The organism is Rubricoccus marinus (assembly GCF_002257665.1).
In the GTDB taxonomy this organism is placed as follows: domain Bacteria; phylum Bacteroidota; class Rhodothermia; order Rhodothermales; family Rubricoccaceae; genus Rubricoccus; species Rubricoccus marinus.
The window spans coordinates 1095213-1110316 of record NZ_MQWB01000001.1; the positions used below are offsets into that span (position 1 = coordinate 1095213).

Consider the following 15104-nt stretch of genomic DNA (forward strand, 5'->3'; position numbering starts at 1 on the left):
ACGGCGCGCAGCGGATGGACTCAACCGCCCGGACCGCGCTGGGGGAAGCGCTGGAAACGATGGTCGGGGTTGGCGCGAGCCGGTTCGGCCTGCGCGCGGACAAGACTGGAAACGCGGACGCGTGTGCGCTCGCGCCGCCCATCGCGCGCCTGATCGACCACACGGTCCTCAAGCCGGACACGACCGAGGCGCAGATCCGCGAGCTGTGCGCCGAAGCCCGCGAATACTGCTTTGCGAGCGTGTGCGTGAGCCCCGTCTGGGTGCCCGTCGCTGCGGAGGAACTCGGCGGGCGTCCGTCGAAGGTCTGCACCGTTGTGGGCTTCCCGCACGGGTCCGTCCGCACGCCGGTCAAGGCGTTTGAGACGGAGCAGGCCGTCCGCGACGGTGCCGAGGAGATCGACATGGTGCTTGCCATCGGGCGGATGAAGAGCGAGCAGTACGACCTCGTCGAGGCGGACATCCGCGCCGTCGTCCAGGCCGCCAGCGGCCGGACGGTAAAAGTGATCCTGGAAACGGCGCTCCTCACCGACGAGGAGAAGGTGATCGCGTGCGTGCTCGCGCAGAACGCGGGCGCGGACTTTGTCAAGACCTCCACCGGGTTCGCCTCTGGCGGCGCCTCGCCGCAAGACGTGGCGCTGATGCGACGCGTGGTGGGCGAGGGGATGGGGGTGAAGGCCTCTGGCGGCATCCGCTCTGCTGAGGACGCCTACCGCATGGTCGAAAGCGGCGCGACGCGGCTCGGAGCGAGCGCGGGGGTCGCTATCTTGAAAGGCCTCACGTCCGACGCGTCGTACTAGCGCCGCGCGGCGTTCGCCAGAGGCCCCACCCACGGTACACACGATGACGACGTTCGCTGGTCGCACCCTCCGTTCTCTCGCGCTGTTGGCGCTGCTCCCCGTACTCGCGGCGTGCTCCGGCTCGGGGCCTATCGCTGACGGCGGAGACGGGCCCGACGCGGGCCCCGAAGCCCCGGTCGCGGGATTCCCGAGCTACGAGACCTTTGACCCGTCGGCGTACAACGCTGAGCCGCCTCCGCGCGTGACGATCGAGCACGATGTTCCGGCGCGGACAATGGAGGGGACGGTTCAGCTTCCGGGGACCGTGGCCGCTCCCACCAACGAGGGCCAGCCACGCGAGGTCGAAGGCTTTCGGATCCACATCGGCCGCAGCGAGGACCGTCAATCGGCCGAGCGCATCCGGGACGCCGCGGCGGCGTGGTGGCGCGACGCGCGCAACCGTCCCGGCGCGCCGCGCAACCTGGAAATCGTGGTCGCTTACGTGCAGCCGTACTACCGCGTGCGCGTCGGCGCCTTCGAGTTCCAGGAGGACGCCGATGACGCCCTAGAGTTTGTGCGCCGCCAGTACGGCAACGCGTTTATCGTGCCGGACCGCGTGACGGTTCGCTAGTCTCGGTTCGCGAGGCGCCTCAAGCGCTCACCAAGCAGCGTGCAGAACGCTACAGCGGGATCGACCGGGCCTCTGGCGCCAGAGGCGCCGCCTCGGAGGACTGCACGGAAACAGCCTGGCCGTCATGCCCCCACGAGGTGTGGGGGAAGATGGAGCGCGCGGTCACAAGGTCGTCGTCGGAGCAGCCCGGCGGGATGTGGACGAGCAAGAGGCGGTCGACCCCCGCATCGCGAGCCGTTTCGGCGGCCTCCTCGGCCGAGGCGTGCACGCCGGGAAGGTGCCCAGTTGCTTCGTGGACCAAAACCGACGCGCCTCTGGCGAGGTCTACAACGGCATCGACTTTGGCCGTGTCGGCGGAGTACGCCGCGATGGCGCCAGAGGTGGTCTCGACGCGGAGCCCGACAGTGGGGACGGGGTGATCCACGGGTGACGAGGTGACGCGGAAAGCGTCGGTCTCGAACACGAGCTCGCCAGAGGCCATCGGGATCTCGTGGTACTCGCGGGCCGGCAAGCCTTCCCAACGGTCCGTCGCGTAGGCGCCGAAGCAGGTTTGGGCCACCTGGATTGCGCTGGCGGGGCCATAGACCGGAATGGGCTCGCGGCGCCCGAGCAGCCACATCTTCTCGATGAGAAGCGCGAAGCCGGAGACGTGGTCTGGGTGCTCGTGCGTGAGCACGATCGCCTCCAAGCGCGTCGGGTCAAGCTCGGCGCGGGCGAGCTCGCGGGCGGCGTCGGCCCCGCAATCCACGAGGAAGAACTGCTCGGCCTCCTCGAAGGCGAGCATGGTGGTCGTACGGTCGACGTCGCTAACGGAAGCGCCGGTGCCGAGGAGGTGGATCGTCACGGGAGGGGGCAGAAGCGTGCCCTGAACCTACCGACGCGGAGGCCCCTTGCGTTTAGCGTTTCCGCGCGACGACAAAGGCGCACAGACCGATCAGCGCCTCTCGCGCTTCGCCCGGTGGGAACGTGCGGAGGCCGTCGGCGGCTTCTCCCGCCAACTGCTCCATCCGCGCCCGCGCGGCGGCGACGCCGCCAGAGGCGTGCACCCACGCGACGACCTCGCGGATCTTGCCGGGCGACTTCCGGCGCTTTTTGACGATGCGCATGATGCGCGCGCTCTCGGCCTCTGGCGCGAGCTCCAACGCAGCGATAAGCGGAAGCGTCATCTTGCGGTCCTGGAGGTCCAGCCCGGCTGGCTTCCCTGTGTTCGAACTGTCGTAGTCGAAGAGGTCGTCGCGGATCTGGAAGGCGAGGCCGAGCTTTTCGCCGATCGTGCGCGCGTGGTCGGCCGTAGCCTCATCGGCCCCTGCGCTTTCGGCGCCAGCGGCCAGGCAGGCCGCGATCAGAGAGCCCGTTTTGTCGCCGATGATGCGGAAGTAGGTCTCCTCCGTGATGTCCAGTTTGCGCGCGGTCTCGATCTGGAGCAGCTCGCCCTCGCTCATCCGGCGCACGGCGTCGGACATGGTGTGGAGCAAGGCGTACTGCTTGTGGTCTAGCGCGAGGAGGAGACCGCGGCTGAGCAAGTAGTCCCCGAAGAGGACGGCGACCTTGTTTTTCCAGCGGCGGTGGATGGCGAGCACGCCGCGGCGCGTCTCGGCCTCGTCCACCACGTCGTCGTGCACGAGCGTAGCAGTGTGGAGCAGTTCGACGAGGGCGGCGGCCGTGTAGCTCTCCTCACGCACGCCGCCGCACATCTCGGCGGCGAGCAGCACGAGCGTCGGCCGGATCTCCTTCCCCTTCCGGCGGAGCACGTACTGCGTCACGCGGTCCAGGATGGTCACGTCCGAGCGCATCGCGTCGCGGAAGTGATCCCGGAAGGTGGCGAGCGGCGCCTCGACCGGCTCGCGGATCTGCGCCAGCGAGACCGGCGTGACGCCGGAGAGGCCCGAGGCCTCTGGCGAGAAGGGGGGAGCGCTGAGGGTCGCGGGCATCTGAACTTTCACTCTGGACTGAAAGCTCGTACTCCCGCTCGGTCTCGTTGTTGCTCCGCCAGAGGCCTCCCACTGTTTTCATGGAGGATGCCGCTGGCGAGATGGGCAGGACCTGTGCTCGCGACCGCCTCTGGCGCCGTCCCCGACGCGTCTGCGCACGCTAGGGGCCTAGACGCCTGCGAGAGCCGGGTACAGCTGCACACCGATGGCGCACCGGGCGCACCGTCCTTCTTCGCAGTACGCCTCGGCGAGTTGGTGCATCCCCTGTGAGATGAGCGCCGACGTGGGCTCCAAGCCCGCTTCCTCGAAGGCTCGCGTGATGCGGTCGCTTTCCGGCGGGAGTGCGTCGAGGGCCGCGAGCACGTGAGCTTCGGCGGCGTGGTCCTCCCGGAGTTCGGCGTCGAGGTACAAAACGGGCAGAACAGCGTTGGCGAGAATCACGTCGGCGCGTGAGGCTCCAATTCCGGGCACGTTCTCAACGGCCTGGGCTCGGATCCGCTCGCGGAGAGCCTGGACAGGCTGCTCCGCCGCGAGAGCGTCGCCGAGTTGCGCCAGAGGCTCGTCGCGCAAGAGGCCTCCAGCGCTGAGGAGCGCGGCCGCCTGGGCAAGCCGCCGCCGGGGCGCGTTGGCGGGACGCCCGCCGTGACGCCAGGCCTCTGGCGCCATGGAGCGGGGAAGGGCGTGGGCGCTCGCCAGGCTTGCAAAACGGTCGCCGAAGTCCTCGCTGAAAAAGCGGGTGTCCGCCAGGCCAGCGAGCCCAATCAGGAGCGCGTAGATGTCGTCGTACGCGTCCAGGCTCCGCACCAGTTGGAGCGGGAGTCGGCGCGCCAGGCGTTCCATCGCGTCGGCGTTGGGGGCGTAGCCCAGGGCGCGAAAGAGCGCTTGGATCAGGAGCCGCTCGGGGCTGGGAGAGCGCCCGTACTCCCTCGCGAGACGTTGCGCACGCATCCGAAGCCGCTCCACGCCCGTCTCGCGGACGAATGCCCGCCGCTGGGACTCCGGGACTGCGCCCCACCGCTCGCTGCAATACGGCACGAGGCCAACCGGCTGCGCGTGGAAGTCGTGGACGAGCGCGCGCAGCGAGCGGTCCAAGTGCGGCAGCAGCACCAACTCGGGTATTCCGGTCCCATCGCTTCGGGTAAGCGTGCCCGTCGTGTGATCCGGCGAGAGGACGACGTGCAGGACGACGCGCGCGTACGCGGGGTCCTCGCCGTGGCGGTGGCGGTTCCATTCCGCGCTCGTGCGATGGATCTCGATGTCGCCCGCCCACAGCAGATCCTCTGGCGCCGAACCGATGCGGACGGTAGCCTGCGAGAAGTCCGGACCCGAGCCGCGGTTGAGGTGCCCGGGCGAGAGGATGACGACCGGCTCGCCCGTCGTGGTTTTGAGGTTCGACGTGTCGAACAGGAGGCGGCCCCAGGCGTCCTGAATCACGGCCTCCGGCACACGCCAAACAGGCGCGTCGGGCTCGGCCACGATGGGCTCCGCGACGCGCGAGGAGGGCGGGCTGGAAGGGCGTGGCATTTCGGCGCGAGGGTGGCCCCTTAGACCCTCGTCCCCGCCGCCTCTAACGCTCCAGCCTCGGCCTCTGGCGCCAGAGGCCGGGCCGGTACGATGGAGAGCAGACTGCCCGCCAGAGGTCTAGGAGGCCGCGTCGGCGAGTGCGCGGTCGATCATCCAGACCAAGTCCCCAGCGGGACGCACGCGGACGATAGGCGGCGGCGCGATCGTCTCTGACTCGTACGCCTCCACAACCTCGGCGAAGGCCTCGCCCTTTTTCTCGCCAGCGGCGATGACGAGCGCCAGGCGGGCGGTGTTCAGCGCGAGAAACGAGAGCGAGAGCCTGGGACGGATCTCCGTGCCTGCGGGCGCGCGCGACGGAACGGTCCAGCGGTCGTACTCCTCCAGTTCAGGGCCGCCGGGGAAAAGCGAGGCCACGTGCGCGTCCGAGCCCATCCCGAGGTGGAGCACGTCGAAGGCGACGGGGTCCTCGCCGAAAAACTGGTGCAGGACAGATTCGTAGTCCTCTGCGGCCTCCTTCGGGTGGAGCGTGCCGTCCATGCGGTGGATGTTGGACTCCGGGATGCCCGCGGGGTCCAGAAGCGCGCGCTTCGCCATCGCGTAGTTGCTCTGCTCGTGGTCCGGTGGCACCATGCGCTCATCGGTCCAGAAGACGTGGATGCGGTCCCAGGGGAGGTCCGCGTCCGCCAGGAGCTTGTAAGCGGGCTCAGGGGTGGAGCCGCCCGTGAGGCATAGCGTCGCGCGCGGCTCGCCGTCTAGCGCTTCGCGGAGGGCTGTGGCCGTGGCCTCGGCGAAAGCGTGCGCGAGGGCTAGGGTGTGGGGGTAGACCTGAACGTCGATATCCATCGGGGTTAGCAGTCGGAGTAGGGCGTGGCGGGATCGAGGGTGAAGCCTAGGCGCTCGGCTTCCTGGGGGCCCCAGGTGCCGGTGGCGTAGGCTTCTGGCGTCATGTCGGCGTTCAGCAGGGGCTCGTAGATGCGCCAGGCTTGCTCGGCTTCCTCGGCGTGGACGAACAGCGTGGTGTCGCCAGAGGCCACGTCGCGAAGTAGCGTTTCGTACGCGTCCGGCGGGTCGCCAAAGGCGTCGGCGTAGTCGAAGTCGAAGTGCTGGGTGGACGTGGAGAAGCCGGAGCCGGGCGCCTTGACGTCGAACGAGAGGCGGAAGCCTTCGTCGGGCTGGAGGCGGATGCGGAGCACGTTGGGCGAGGGCTCGCAGCCGTCCTTGGCGGAGTTGAACAGCGAGACCGGCGGACGCCGGAAGGTGACGATGATCTCGGTCAGCCGCTCCTTGAGCCGCTTGCCCGTCCGCAGCGTGAACGGCACGCCCTGCCACCGCCAGTTGTCGACGTGGAGTTGGACGGCGGCAAAGGTCTCCGTCTTGGAGTCCGCGTCCACGCCTTCGTGCTCGGCGTACGCCTCCTTGCCTTCGCCGGCGCCGTACTGCCCGTACACCGCGTGCTCGGGCGAGGCCGCCCGTGTCGAGGTGAGCACCTTGGTCTTCTCGCGCCGGATGCCGTCGGCGTCCAGGCGGGCGGGCGGCTCCATGGCCGTGAGCGCGAAGAGCTGCGTGAGGTGGTTCTGGATCATGTCCCGCATGGTCCCCACGCCGTCGAAGTAGCCCGCGCGGCCCTCGGCGTCGTTCGTCTCGGCGACGACGATCTCGACGGCCTCGACGTGCGAGCGGCTCCACAGGCTCTCGAACATCGCGTTCGCGAAGCGAAAGACGAGGAGGTTCTGGACCGTCTCCTTGCCCAGGAAGTGGTCGATGCGGTAGACCTGCTTTTCGCGGAAGTGCTCGTGGACGACGGCGTTTAACTCGCGGGCGCTTTCCAGATCGCTCCCGAACGGCTTCTCGATCACGAGCCGCGTCCAGCCGCCCTCCTGGTGCCCATCCTCGTTCGGGGCCCGGTCGTTGTCGGCTTCGTGATCGCCGAGGGCCGTAATCGTCCCTGGGAAGGTGCTCGGCGGCAGCGCGAGGTAGTACGCGCGGTTGCCCTCAGTCTCGCCAGAGGCCTCGATCTCATCGGCTCGGTCGAAGACGGGCCCCAACTCGTCGTAGGCCTCGACGCGGGCGTACGTCAACGTCTTGTCGGCCCACGCGCGGGCGTCGGACTCCTCGATGCCGGACTCGACGAGTGCGCCCGCAGCTTCGTCTTGAATCTTCGCGTCGTCCCAGTCCGAGCGGCCCACGCCCAGAACACGCACGCCACTGGCGTCGCCAAAGGATCGGTAGAGGGCGGGGAAGAGCTTTTTGGCCGCCAGGTCGCCGGTGGCGCCGAAGAGAACGAAAAGGTGCGGGGTCATGGGCGCGGAGAGGGGAGTCGCGCTGCGAATGCCGCAGGGGCGCCATTGGTTGCGGCGCCAGAGGCCTCTGGCGCTACGGCGCGGCGCGAATCCAGTCCACCTCCAGCTCAAACGGCCCGTCCTGTCCGTCGGCGATAAAGAGCGAGAGGCTGCGGACGGCCTCGGGCGCCAGAGGCTCGGCGCGCACGGGTTGGCCGAACACGCTGGTCTGGAGGTCGGCGAACTCGACGCGGACGATCTGCCAGTCGCCAGAGGTGGGAAACGCGCCGCGGCGGGAGACGGGCCGGAAGCCGCGCAGCGTGCCGTCGTCCACGTCTAGCTCGAACGAGCGGCCGCCGCCGCGCACGCGGAGCTCGATGGCGGCGTAGCCGCTAAGGTCCATGCGCTGGTCCACACGCGTGGAGGTAAAGCCGCCGCCATCGGTAACGAGCGTGCCGGTAAAGCGCAGCGCGCCGTCCCGGATCTCAGAGAAGCCCTGGGACTTTCCGCCCATGACGCCGTCGTTGACGATGCGCCACGGAGCGCCCTCGCCCGAGTCGAAATCGAAAAGCGTCCGCGTCGAGTCGGTTGTCATGGCACGAGGGGAGAGGCCCTCTGGCGTCGACGAGGCGTCGGGGGGCGGTGCCGCGCCGTTGCAGCCGAGAAAGACGAGAGCGAGGAGGAAAGCGCGCACGGTCGGGAGAGGGGAGGGCCGTGCTCACGCGCGTGCTCTGCACGCGGGTCCTCGGGAACTCCCCCGGCCATCTACGCGATGGCCTTCCAGGCCTCGGTCTGCCGAGGCAGCACGTCGGCGGGGTCGGCCTCTGGCGCGAGCACGGCTTCGCTCACGCGCTCCATGCGCGCGCCCTGCGATCCCTTGACGAGGACCACGTCACCCTCGCGCGGCCAGTCGGTCTGCCCGCTTCGGATGTGCTCCGCGAGGTCGCCAGAGGCCTCGACGTGCACGAGGCGTTCGGCGTCCTCTGGCGCCATCGGCCCGATCTCGGCGTGCGCGCGCGCCATGATGCTACCGACGGCGACCACGCGGTCGGCGTGGGACAATGCATCCCGCAGGACTTCGACGTGTTGCTCGACCTCGGTCTCGCCCAGTTCGAGCATGTCGCCGAGAGCCGCGATACGGCGCGTGGCGGGGAGCCCGGCGAGGACGCGGAGCGCGGCGAGCGTCGCGTCTGGCGAGGCGTTGTAGGTGTCATCGATCAGCGTGCTCCCGCTGCGTCCAGGCAGCTTGGCCAGGCGGCCCTTCTCGGGCGTGATGTTCGCGAGGCCACGGTTGACGGCCTCTGGCGTCATGCCCAGCGCGAGGCCCGCGCCAGAGGCGGCGAGGGCGGTCATCGTGGCGTGATCGCCGAGGATGGGCAGGTCCGCGGTGACGAAGGCCGGCGTGAGGTCGCAGCCGTCGGACGTGCCGAAGAGGATCGTGCGGCCGGCGTGGAGGTCGGCCATCGCGCGGGTGCGCGGGTCGTCGCCGTTGAGGACCGCCACGCCAGAGGACGCGCCGTTGTGTGCGAGGCCGCGGACGAGCTCGCTCTTCTCGCGCTGCACGCCGTCGATGCTCCCGAACGTCTCCACGTGCACAGGCTTGACGTTGGTGACGATGGATACGTCGGGCGGGAACGCCTCGCACAGCTCTTTGATGTCGCCCTCGAAGCGCGCGCCCATCTCTAGCACCATCACGGTCTCCGCGCTGATCTCGGCGTTGAGGATCATAAGCGAGAGGCCCAGCGGCGTGTTCTTGTTGCCCTCGCTCGCCACGACCGGAAACGCCTCGTCCAGGACCGCCCGGACCGCCGCCCGCGTGGTCGTCTTGCCGACCGAGCCGGTGATCGCGACGACGCGCGCGCCGCTGGTTTTTAGCCTCTGGCGCGCCTGCTCGACGAGCCACGCGACGGAGCTTTCCACGCGGGTCACCTCTACGCCTTCGGGCGCCTCCACGTCCTGCTCGGTCACGACGCCAGAGGCCCCGGCCTCGATCGCCTGCGGGATAAAGCGGTGGCCGTCGTGCAGCTCGCCGCGGATGGCGACGTAGGTCTCGCCGGGCTGGATCGTGCGGGTGTCGGTGGAGAACGCCACGTGGGGACTGGGTGTTGGGGACTGGCAGAAAGTGCTCGCCTCTGGCGCCAGAGGCTACCGCGTGGTTCGGACGGCGGCGTCTCGCGCGTGGCGCTCGATCGCGAGGGCGACGAGGCGGTCGACGAGCGCGGCGTTGTCCACGCCGGAGTGCGCCCACATGACGGGGTACATGCTGCGCGAGGTGAAGCCGGGGATGGTGTTGATCTCGTTGACCATCACCTCGCCAGAGGCCGTGTAGAAGAAGTCGACGCGGGCCATGCCCTCGCACTCCAGCGCGCGGTAGGCCTCCAGCGCGAGCGCGCGGATGGTCTCGGCGATCTCGGGCGGCAGGTCGGCAGGGACCTCCATGCGCGAGGCGTCCGGGTCCTCGTACTTCGCGTCGTAGGTGTAGAACTGCGCCGTGCTCACGATCTCGCCCGGGACCGAGGCCTCTGGCGTTTCGTTGCCGAGGACGGCGCACTCGATCTCGCGCCCGCTGATGCCGGTCTCGACGAGCAGCTTGCGGTCGTACTCGAAGCCGAGCGCGAGCGCCGCGTCCAACTCGCCAGAGGCCGAGACTTTCGTCACGCCGACCGACGATCCTGAGCTGCACGGCTTGACAAACACGGGCGATCCCAGCTGCTCCGTCAGGTGCCCCCACGAGACCTCGTCGCCGCGGCGAACGGTCATGTATGGCGTCACCGGAATCCCCGCGTGCTCCAAGAGCCGCTTGGTGACCTCCTTGTCCCAGCACGCCGCCGAGCTCAGCACGTCTGGCCCGACAAACGGGAGGCCGAGCGTATGGAGAAAACCCTGCACGCGACCGTCCTCTCCGTTCTGGCCGTGGAGGATCGGGAAGGCGACATCGAGATCCAACTCGCGGATCGCGTCGCCGCCTTCGAGGACCGAGCACGTCTCGCTTTCGGGCGCGAACATCGCGGGATGCCCGTCGCCAGAGGCCGGGTCCCCGAGCGCCTCTGGCGTCTGGACGAGCCAGCGGCCGTCGCGCGTGATGAGGATCGGCGTGACGCGGTGGCGGTCGCCCAGCATCGCGAGGACGTTGCGGGCCGAGCGGACGGACACGTCGTGCTCGGTGGACTGGCCGCCGTAGACGAGGCCGACGTGGAGGGGCTGGGGCATCCGGGAGGGGCAGAGGGGAAGGCCGAAACTACGGGCGTGCGCGCCCGGTCCGCCTCTGGCGACAGGCAGCACGGCGCGCCGCGGAGCGCCAGAGGCCAGGCGCTATCGCCAGAGGCTGCGCTTGGACCGCTGCTGGCAGGGCAGCGCCTTAAACGAGGCGAGGCGTGCCCAGAACGGACACGCCTCGCGGTCTAGAGCCTCTGGCGCCGCCGGACCGGAGTCCGGGGGCCGCGCTGGCTAGTTGGAGCAGATTGAGCGGAGCACCTGGCGGCGGTCGTCGAGCTCGTCGCGCCACTCGTCCTCGGGCACGGGCTCGTCACCGATGAGGTAGTCCCAGCGGTCGACGGTCGCCTCGGTGAGGATGACCGGCGTCTGCATGTGAGCCACGCGCTTGAGAAGCGGCTGCAAGCCCATCTGGTGGACAAACGTGATCTGGCAGTCGTTCTGGTCCACGCGGCGGACGGAAAGCCAGTTGTCGCCACAGACGTGGCAGGTGAAAAAGCGAGCCTCGGCCTCCTCTTCCTGGAGGTCGAACTCGGCGGCGTCTCCGGGATCTACCTCCATGGGAATCATGGAGGTGGAGCCGCAAGCCTTGCACTGAAGTCGGTCCATCGTGTTTGTGGGGTGTGTTCGTAGCAGAATACGGGGCTGTCCCGAAATGGTTGTGCGGCGGTCTCGTGCTGAGACCGTTCTCGGCCTCTCTTCACGGCGGCGGATCGTCGCCCGGCGTGCCGCCGCGAATAGCCAGACGAGCCTCTGGCGCCAGCGGCCACGGAGCGCCCTGGCCTACTCCAAAAGGGGCGTCTCTACACCCCATCTCCCTCGCGCGCCTGGACCCTCCCGCCTCTGGCGTCGTTGGTTGCCGCGATGCCGATCTCCACGCCGTACCTCGCCGAACTCGTCGCCGCGCCTCCGCAAGAGGCCGAGCCGCCTCCGCTGACCGACGGCTTTCGCGTGGCGACCTACAACGTGCACCGCTGGGCGGGTGTTCGCGGCGGCAAGCAGTACGAGCCGGAGCGCGCGATGGGCGTGATGGAGGAACTGGAGGCCGACGTGATCGCGCTCCAGGAAGTCCTAAGGCCGTTCGACGGGCGCGACCCACTTCGCCGCGCCGCGCGCGCGATGGGGATGCATCTCGCGTTCGTCGTCACGCGGATGCACAAGCGCGGCGAACTGGGAAACGCCGTTCTCTCACGCTACCCGTTCGCCAGCGCCGAGGCCATCGACCTCACGTTCGGGCGATTGGAGCGCCGCGCCGCCCTCGCGGTGCGTTTGGCCTCTGGCGGCGATGGCGAACGCATCAGCATCGTCTCCACGCACCTCGCGCTCATGGACCGCACGCGCACGAGGCAGGTGAAGGCGCTCCTGGAACACCCCCACTTCGATGGCGCGCCGACGCTGCTCTTGGGTGACATGAACGCGTGGCGCCGCAACCCGGCCTCGCGCGGGCTGGACGCGTACGCCGAGCGGCACAACAACGAGCGCTGGCCCGCCTCGTGGCCGAGCGTCCGCCCGGTCCTCGCGCTGGACCGCGCCTACGCCAGCGGTCTGAACCTCTGCGACCTGCACGCGCATGAGACGGCGGCGAGCAAGCAGGCTTCGGATCACCTCCCGCTGGTGGGACGCGTGGTGGTGGGATAGCCTCTGGCGCCAGAGGCGCACGCTGATGTAGTTGCACGGATGCGGGCTACCGGGGGACGGCCAAGCGGTAGGGAATACCGTTGCTGCAGGCGTAGTATGAACGGCGTCGTGTAGAATTCCCCGGCATGGTGCGTACAGCTACGTATAGATGCCTCTCGCCAGATGATCCGCGCTTTCATTCTCGCAACAATCCTCGCAACGGGCCTAGCCTCCTCGGTCGACTTGCACAGCCTGCTAGGGAAAACGGCCAGCGAGATCGACGCCGTTCTGGGAGAGCCTCGATTTTTGACGATTCCGCCTGACGGCCCGGGCCCACGCAAAAGCGGCCGGGGCTACGACTTGGAGAAAGGAGGGATGCTCGACGTCGACCTCTGCGACGGGAAGGCATACGGGTTCCACCTGAACTCAGGAGTCAGCTTTCCATCTCCCGAAGCGCTGCTTGAGTCGGTTGGTCTTGACTCCGGGACCCTGACGGTAGCCGAGTCCGGAGAGGGGTACCAGCAACGGATCGGCACGCTAAGTGGCCGATCAACGAATCGCCTCACTCTCATGGTTGGGTCGGCAGGGTGGAGCACTCTTTTGGTGGAGTTTGCTGGCACTCCCTGCTCGTAAGGCTGAAGGGAGTGCTGCAGGTCTGTCGTGTGCAGAACCTGCCGCACGCCTGTTCTCGCAAAGCGGTCACTGCCAGAAGCACGGCCTCTGGCGCGGAGCCTTAGGCGGGCGGGGTCACCGCACCAAGTCCGAGGCCAGTACCTCGTCCGGGATGCCCCAGGCCATCACGAGGCCCTTCGCCAGAGGCCGCATCCGGTGCAGGAGGCTGTTGATCTCCGTCCGGATCGCCTTGGAGACGTTGCCCTCGAAGAGCCCCTGCTCCAGGTACCACCCGCGGCGCTCCTCCAGCGTGGTCAGCGCGTAGAGGCGGTACACCAGCTCCAAGACGCGCTTTGTCTCGCCAGAGGGCGCGGGCGCTGTGGAGGACACGTCACCGTCGAGCGCGGCCCGGAAGCGCGAGAGGATGAGGCGGTCGGCGTGAGCGTGAGCGAGCGTGAGGAGGTGGTCCTGCACTTCCACGAACGCCTCGAAGGAGTCGTCGCCGCGGTCCATGCGGCCTTTGAGGCGCTGCGCGGCGGTGACGAGGAGTTGGCGCTCGCGGCGCTCGAAGAGGCTCGCGTGCCAGTCCGGGTCGGCCAGCGTCGCGGCGTCGGCTTTGCGCCGCGCCAGAGGGTTGATCTCGCCGAAGCGGACGTCGGCGAGGTCGCGCACGTAGCGGAGCATGCCGAAAGCGTTCATGTCGGTGAACTCCTGCTTGTAGCCCGCCAGGAGCCCCTTGGCGACCTGCAGCATGAGGACGGTGTTGTCGCCCTCGAACGTGGTAAAGATGTCGGAGTCGGCCTTGCGCGAGGCGATGCGGCTGGTCCAGCGGAAGCCTTCGCCGCCTGTCGCCTCTCGCGCCTCTTGTAGTGACCGCGTGGCGTGCCAGGACGCGGCGGATTTGAGCGCGGCAGCCTCCGCCTCGATCTCGCGCGTGTCGCCCCCGGCGGGGAGGTCCGCGAAGGTCTGCGCCAGATCGTGCAGAGCAAAGCTGAGCCCGTAGGACTTCGCGACGAGAGGGAGGAGGCGGCGCTGGTGGCTGAGGTAGTCCATCAGCAAGACCTCCTCACCGCCCGCGGGGCCGAACTGGCGGCGCTTCTCCGCGTAGCGGACCGCGATCGTGAGGCCCGCCTTGGCGGCGGAGTTGGCACCGGAGCCGACCGCGATGCGCCCACCGACGAGCGTACCGAGCATCACGAAAAACCGTTTCGACGCGCTCGGAATGGGCGACGTGTACTCGCCAGAGGCGCTGACGTCCGCAAAGCGGTTCAGCAGGTTCTCGCGAGGGATGCGCACGTGGTCGAACCACAGCCGGCCGTTGTCCACGCCGTTGAGCCCCATCTTGTGACCGCTGTCGCCGATGCGGATGCCGGGCAGCACCTCGCCCTTTTCGTCCCGCAGCGGGACGACGAACGCGTGGACGCCGTAGCCCTCGCCGTCGATGACGAGCTGGGCGAACACGCTCGCGATGCGGCCGTGACGCGCGGCGTTACCGATCCACTCCTTGTGGTCGCGCTCCTCTGGCGTGTGGATGATCCACTCGTCCGTTTCGCGGTCAAACGTGGCGGTCGTCTGCAGGTCGCGGACGTTGGAGCCGTGGCGGCGCTCGCTCATCGCGAAGGCGCCGGGGAGCTCCAGCGTGCCTGTGGCCGGGAGGTACTTCTCGCGGTGCTTGTCGGTGCCGAGCTGGTTTACGCTGCCGCCCCACAGCCCGAACTGGACGCCGAACTTGACCACGAGGTCGAGGTCGTGGAAGCCGATGGTCTCGAAAGCCGCGATAAACTTGCCGATGTCGTCCTGGCCGCCCGCGGACTCCGGGTACGCCAGCGCGCCGATGCCCTGCTCCGCCAGAAGCCGCGTCCAACCGAGGACGACATCGCGGTACTCGTCGTCGGGCGTCTCGGGGTCCGGGCGCGTAAACGCGGGGTCACGCAAGAGGCTGCGAACGCGGTCACGGATGTCGCGGTGCGGGCCGTCCACGACCGTGCGCAGCGCCGCAATGTCGAATGACGACGGCGGCTCGGGCGGGGCGCCTGCCTGCCCATCGCCAGAGGCGTGGGGCGGGAGGTGGCGCTCCACGAGATCGCGCACGACCTCGCGAGTGGAGAGCCCAAGGGCCTCCTCAATCTCCGTCAGCGCCTGGCGGGCCTCTGGCGTGGCGGCGATGCCGTCACTCTCGCCCGCGACGCGGGCCAGCTCGCAGCCCAGGTCTGCGAGCGTTTTGTTGGCGGCGTCCGGGATGTGCGGCGCGGCCTCGCGGATGGTGCGCACCCAGCGGAAGTAAGTCGTGGCGTCGGGCGGGTTCTGCGGGTCCAGCCAGCCACGCGCGCGGTCGCGGTCGGCGTCGCTTAGGCCGTCCAGCGTTCCTACGCGGTCTCGCAGCGTGGCCACCTCGCCCGGCGCCAGGAGCCCATCGGCCCAGGCGACGTAGAGAAAGGGGAGGACAGAGGCGAGGCCGGGCGAAACGTCGGCGACGGGGTTCTCGTCGGGGGGCAGAAGCGAGGGCATCTCGGTGTGGGGA

14 protein-coding genes are annotated in these 15104 nt (G+C 69.0%); 4 read left to right on the top strand and 10 right to left on the bottom strand.

The genetic code is table 11. The annotated features are described in order from the left end of the window. The first annotated feature begins 140 nt into the window (after positions 1-140). Both deoC and BSZ36_RS04425 read left to right on the top strand, forming a co-directional pair. Positions 141-797: a deoxyribose-phosphate aldolase gene (gene deoC / locus BSZ36_RS04420; protein ID WP_342760089.1), complete on the top strand. Its 657-nt coding sequence runs from the start codon at positions 141-143 to the stop codon at positions 795-797. A gap of 43 nt (positions 798-840) precedes the next feature. After that, a complete protein-coding gene (locus BSZ36_RS04425) occupies positions 841-1407 on the top strand; it encodes an SPOR domain-containing protein (RefSeq protein ID WP_094546396.1) in 567 nt (188 codons plus the stop codon). A gap of 49 nt (positions 1408-1456) precedes the next feature. Here BSZ36_RS04425 and BSZ36_RS04430 read toward each other — a convergent pair whose 3' ends face one another. The 9 genes from BSZ36_RS04430 to BSZ36_RS04470 all read right to left on the bottom strand — a co-directional run bounded on the left by BSZ36_RS04430 (position 1457) and on the right by BSZ36_RS04470 (position 10963). Further along, positions 1457-2251, bottom strand: a complete 795-nt coding sequence (locus BSZ36_RS04430; RefSeq protein ID WP_218827552.1) for an MBL fold metallo-hydrolase — start codon at positions 2249-2251, stop codon at positions 1457-1459. Positions 2252-2303: 52 nt separating this feature from the next. Further along, complete coding sequence (locus BSZ36_RS04435) at positions 2304-3338, bottom strand: polyprenyl synthetase family protein (protein ID WP_094546398.1); 1035 nt, start codon at positions 3336-3338, stop codon at positions 2304-2306. Between the two features lie 168 nt (positions 3339-3506). Continuing rightward, a complete protein-coding gene (locus BSZ36_RS04440) occupies positions 3507-4862 on the bottom strand; it encodes a DUF2851 family protein (RefSeq protein WP_094546400.1) in 1356 nt (451 codons plus the stop codon). Between the two features lie 117 nt (positions 4863-4979). Next, on the bottom strand, positions 4980-5705 hold the full coding sequence (gene pgl, locus BSZ36_RS04445) for a 6-phosphogluconolactonase (RefSeq protein WP_094546403.1): 726 nt from the start codon (positions 5703-5705) through the stop codon (positions 4980-4982). A gap of 5 nt (positions 5706-5710) precedes the next feature. Continuing rightward, positions 5711-7162, bottom strand: a complete 1452-nt coding sequence (zwf, locus tag BSZ36_RS04450) for a glucose-6-phosphate dehydrogenase (protein ID WP_094546405.1) — start codon at positions 7160-7162, stop codon at positions 5711-5713. A gap of 73 nt (positions 7163-7235) precedes the next feature. Continuing rightward, entirely contained in the window at positions 7236-7835 is a 600-nt protein-coding gene (locus BSZ36_RS04455) for a CIA30 family protein (RefSeq protein ID WP_218827553.1), read from the bottom strand. Between the two features lie 71 nt (positions 7836-7906). Continuing rightward, positions 7907-9232, bottom strand: coding sequence for a UDP-N-acetylmuramoyl-tripeptide--D-alanyl-D-alanine ligase (locus BSZ36_RS04460; protein WP_179271019.1), 1326 nt, complete (start codon positions 9230-9232; stop codon positions 7907-7909). Positions 9233-9286: 54 nt separating this feature from the next. Further along, a complete protein-coding gene (locus BSZ36_RS04465; protein ID WP_094546410.1) occupies positions 9287-10351 on the bottom strand; it encodes a D-alanine--D-alanine ligase family protein in 1065 nt (354 codons plus the stop codon). Between the two features lie 237 nt (positions 10352-10588). Then, positions 10589-10963, bottom strand: coding sequence for a hypothetical protein (locus BSZ36_RS04470; RefSeq protein ID WP_094546412.1), 375 nt, complete (start codon positions 10961-10963; stop codon positions 10589-10591). 255 nt (positions 10964-11218) lie between these two features. On the opposite strand from BSZ36_RS04470, the gene BSZ36_RS04475 reads away from it, so the two are divergent. Beyond that, positions 11219-11992 (top strand): endonuclease/exonuclease/phosphatase family protein, encoded by a 774-nt coding sequence (locus BSZ36_RS04475; protein ID WP_094546414.1) that lies wholly within the window; start codon positions 11219-11221, stop codon positions 11990-11992. A 162-nt stretch (positions 11993-12154) separates the two neighbouring features. Beyond that, positions 12155-12604: a hypothetical protein gene (locus tag BSZ36_RS04480; protein WP_094546416.1), complete on the top strand. Its 450-nt coding sequence runs from the start codon at positions 12155-12157 to the stop codon at positions 12602-12604. A gap of 114 nt (positions 12605-12718) precedes the next feature. Here the strand turns inward: BSZ36_RS04480 and BSZ36_RS04485 are convergent, their stop codons facing one another. Then, complete coding sequence (locus BSZ36_RS04485) at positions 12719-15091, bottom strand: acyl-CoA dehydrogenase family protein (RefSeq protein ID WP_094546418.1); 2373 nt, start codon at positions 15089-15091, stop codon at positions 12719-12721. Positions 15092-15104: the final 13 nt, after the last annotated feature.

Bases quoted from the DNA above. Each gene is read 5' to 3' on its own strand.
- zwf (WP_094546405.1), bottom strand. From the start codon at position 7,162: ATGACCCCGCACCTTTTCGTTCTCTTCGGCGCCACCGGCGACCTGGCG.
- BSZ36_RS04485 (WP_094546418.1), bottom strand. From the start codon at position 15,091: ATGCCCTCGCTTCTGCCCCCCGACGAGAACCCCGTCGCCGACGTTTCG.
- BSZ36_RS04440 (WP_094546400.1), bottom strand. From the start codon at position 4,862: ATGCCACGCCCTTCCAGCCCGCCCTCCTCGCGCGTCGCGGAGCCCATC.
- BSZ36_RS04425 (WP_094546396.1), top strand. From the start codon at position 841: ATGACGACGTTCGCTGGTCGCACCCTCCGTTCTCTCGCGCTGTTGGCG.
- BSZ36_RS04435 (WP_094546398.1), bottom strand. From the start codon at position 3,338: ATGCCCGCGACCCTCAGCGCTCCCCCCTTCTCGCCAGAGGCCTCGGGC.
- BSZ36_RS04480 (WP_094546416.1), top strand. From the start codon at position 12,155: ATGATCCGCGCTTTCATTCTCGCAACAATCCTCGCAACGGGCCTAGCC.
- BSZ36_RS04465 (WP_094546410.1), bottom strand. From the start codon at position 10,351: ATGCCCCAGCCCCTCCACGTCGGCCTCGTCTACGGCGGCCAGTCCACC.
- pgl (WP_094546403.1), bottom strand. From the start codon at position 5,705: ATGGATATCGACGTTCAGGTCTACCCCCACACCCTAGCCCTCGCGCAC.
- BSZ36_RS04475 (WP_094546414.1), top strand. From the start codon at position 11,219: ATGCCGATCTCCACGCCGTACCTCGCCGAACTCGTCGCCGCGCCTCCG.
- BSZ36_RS04470 (WP_094546412.1), bottom strand. From the start codon at position 10,963: ATGGACCGACTTCAGTGCAAGGCTTGCGGCTCCACCTCCATGATTCCC.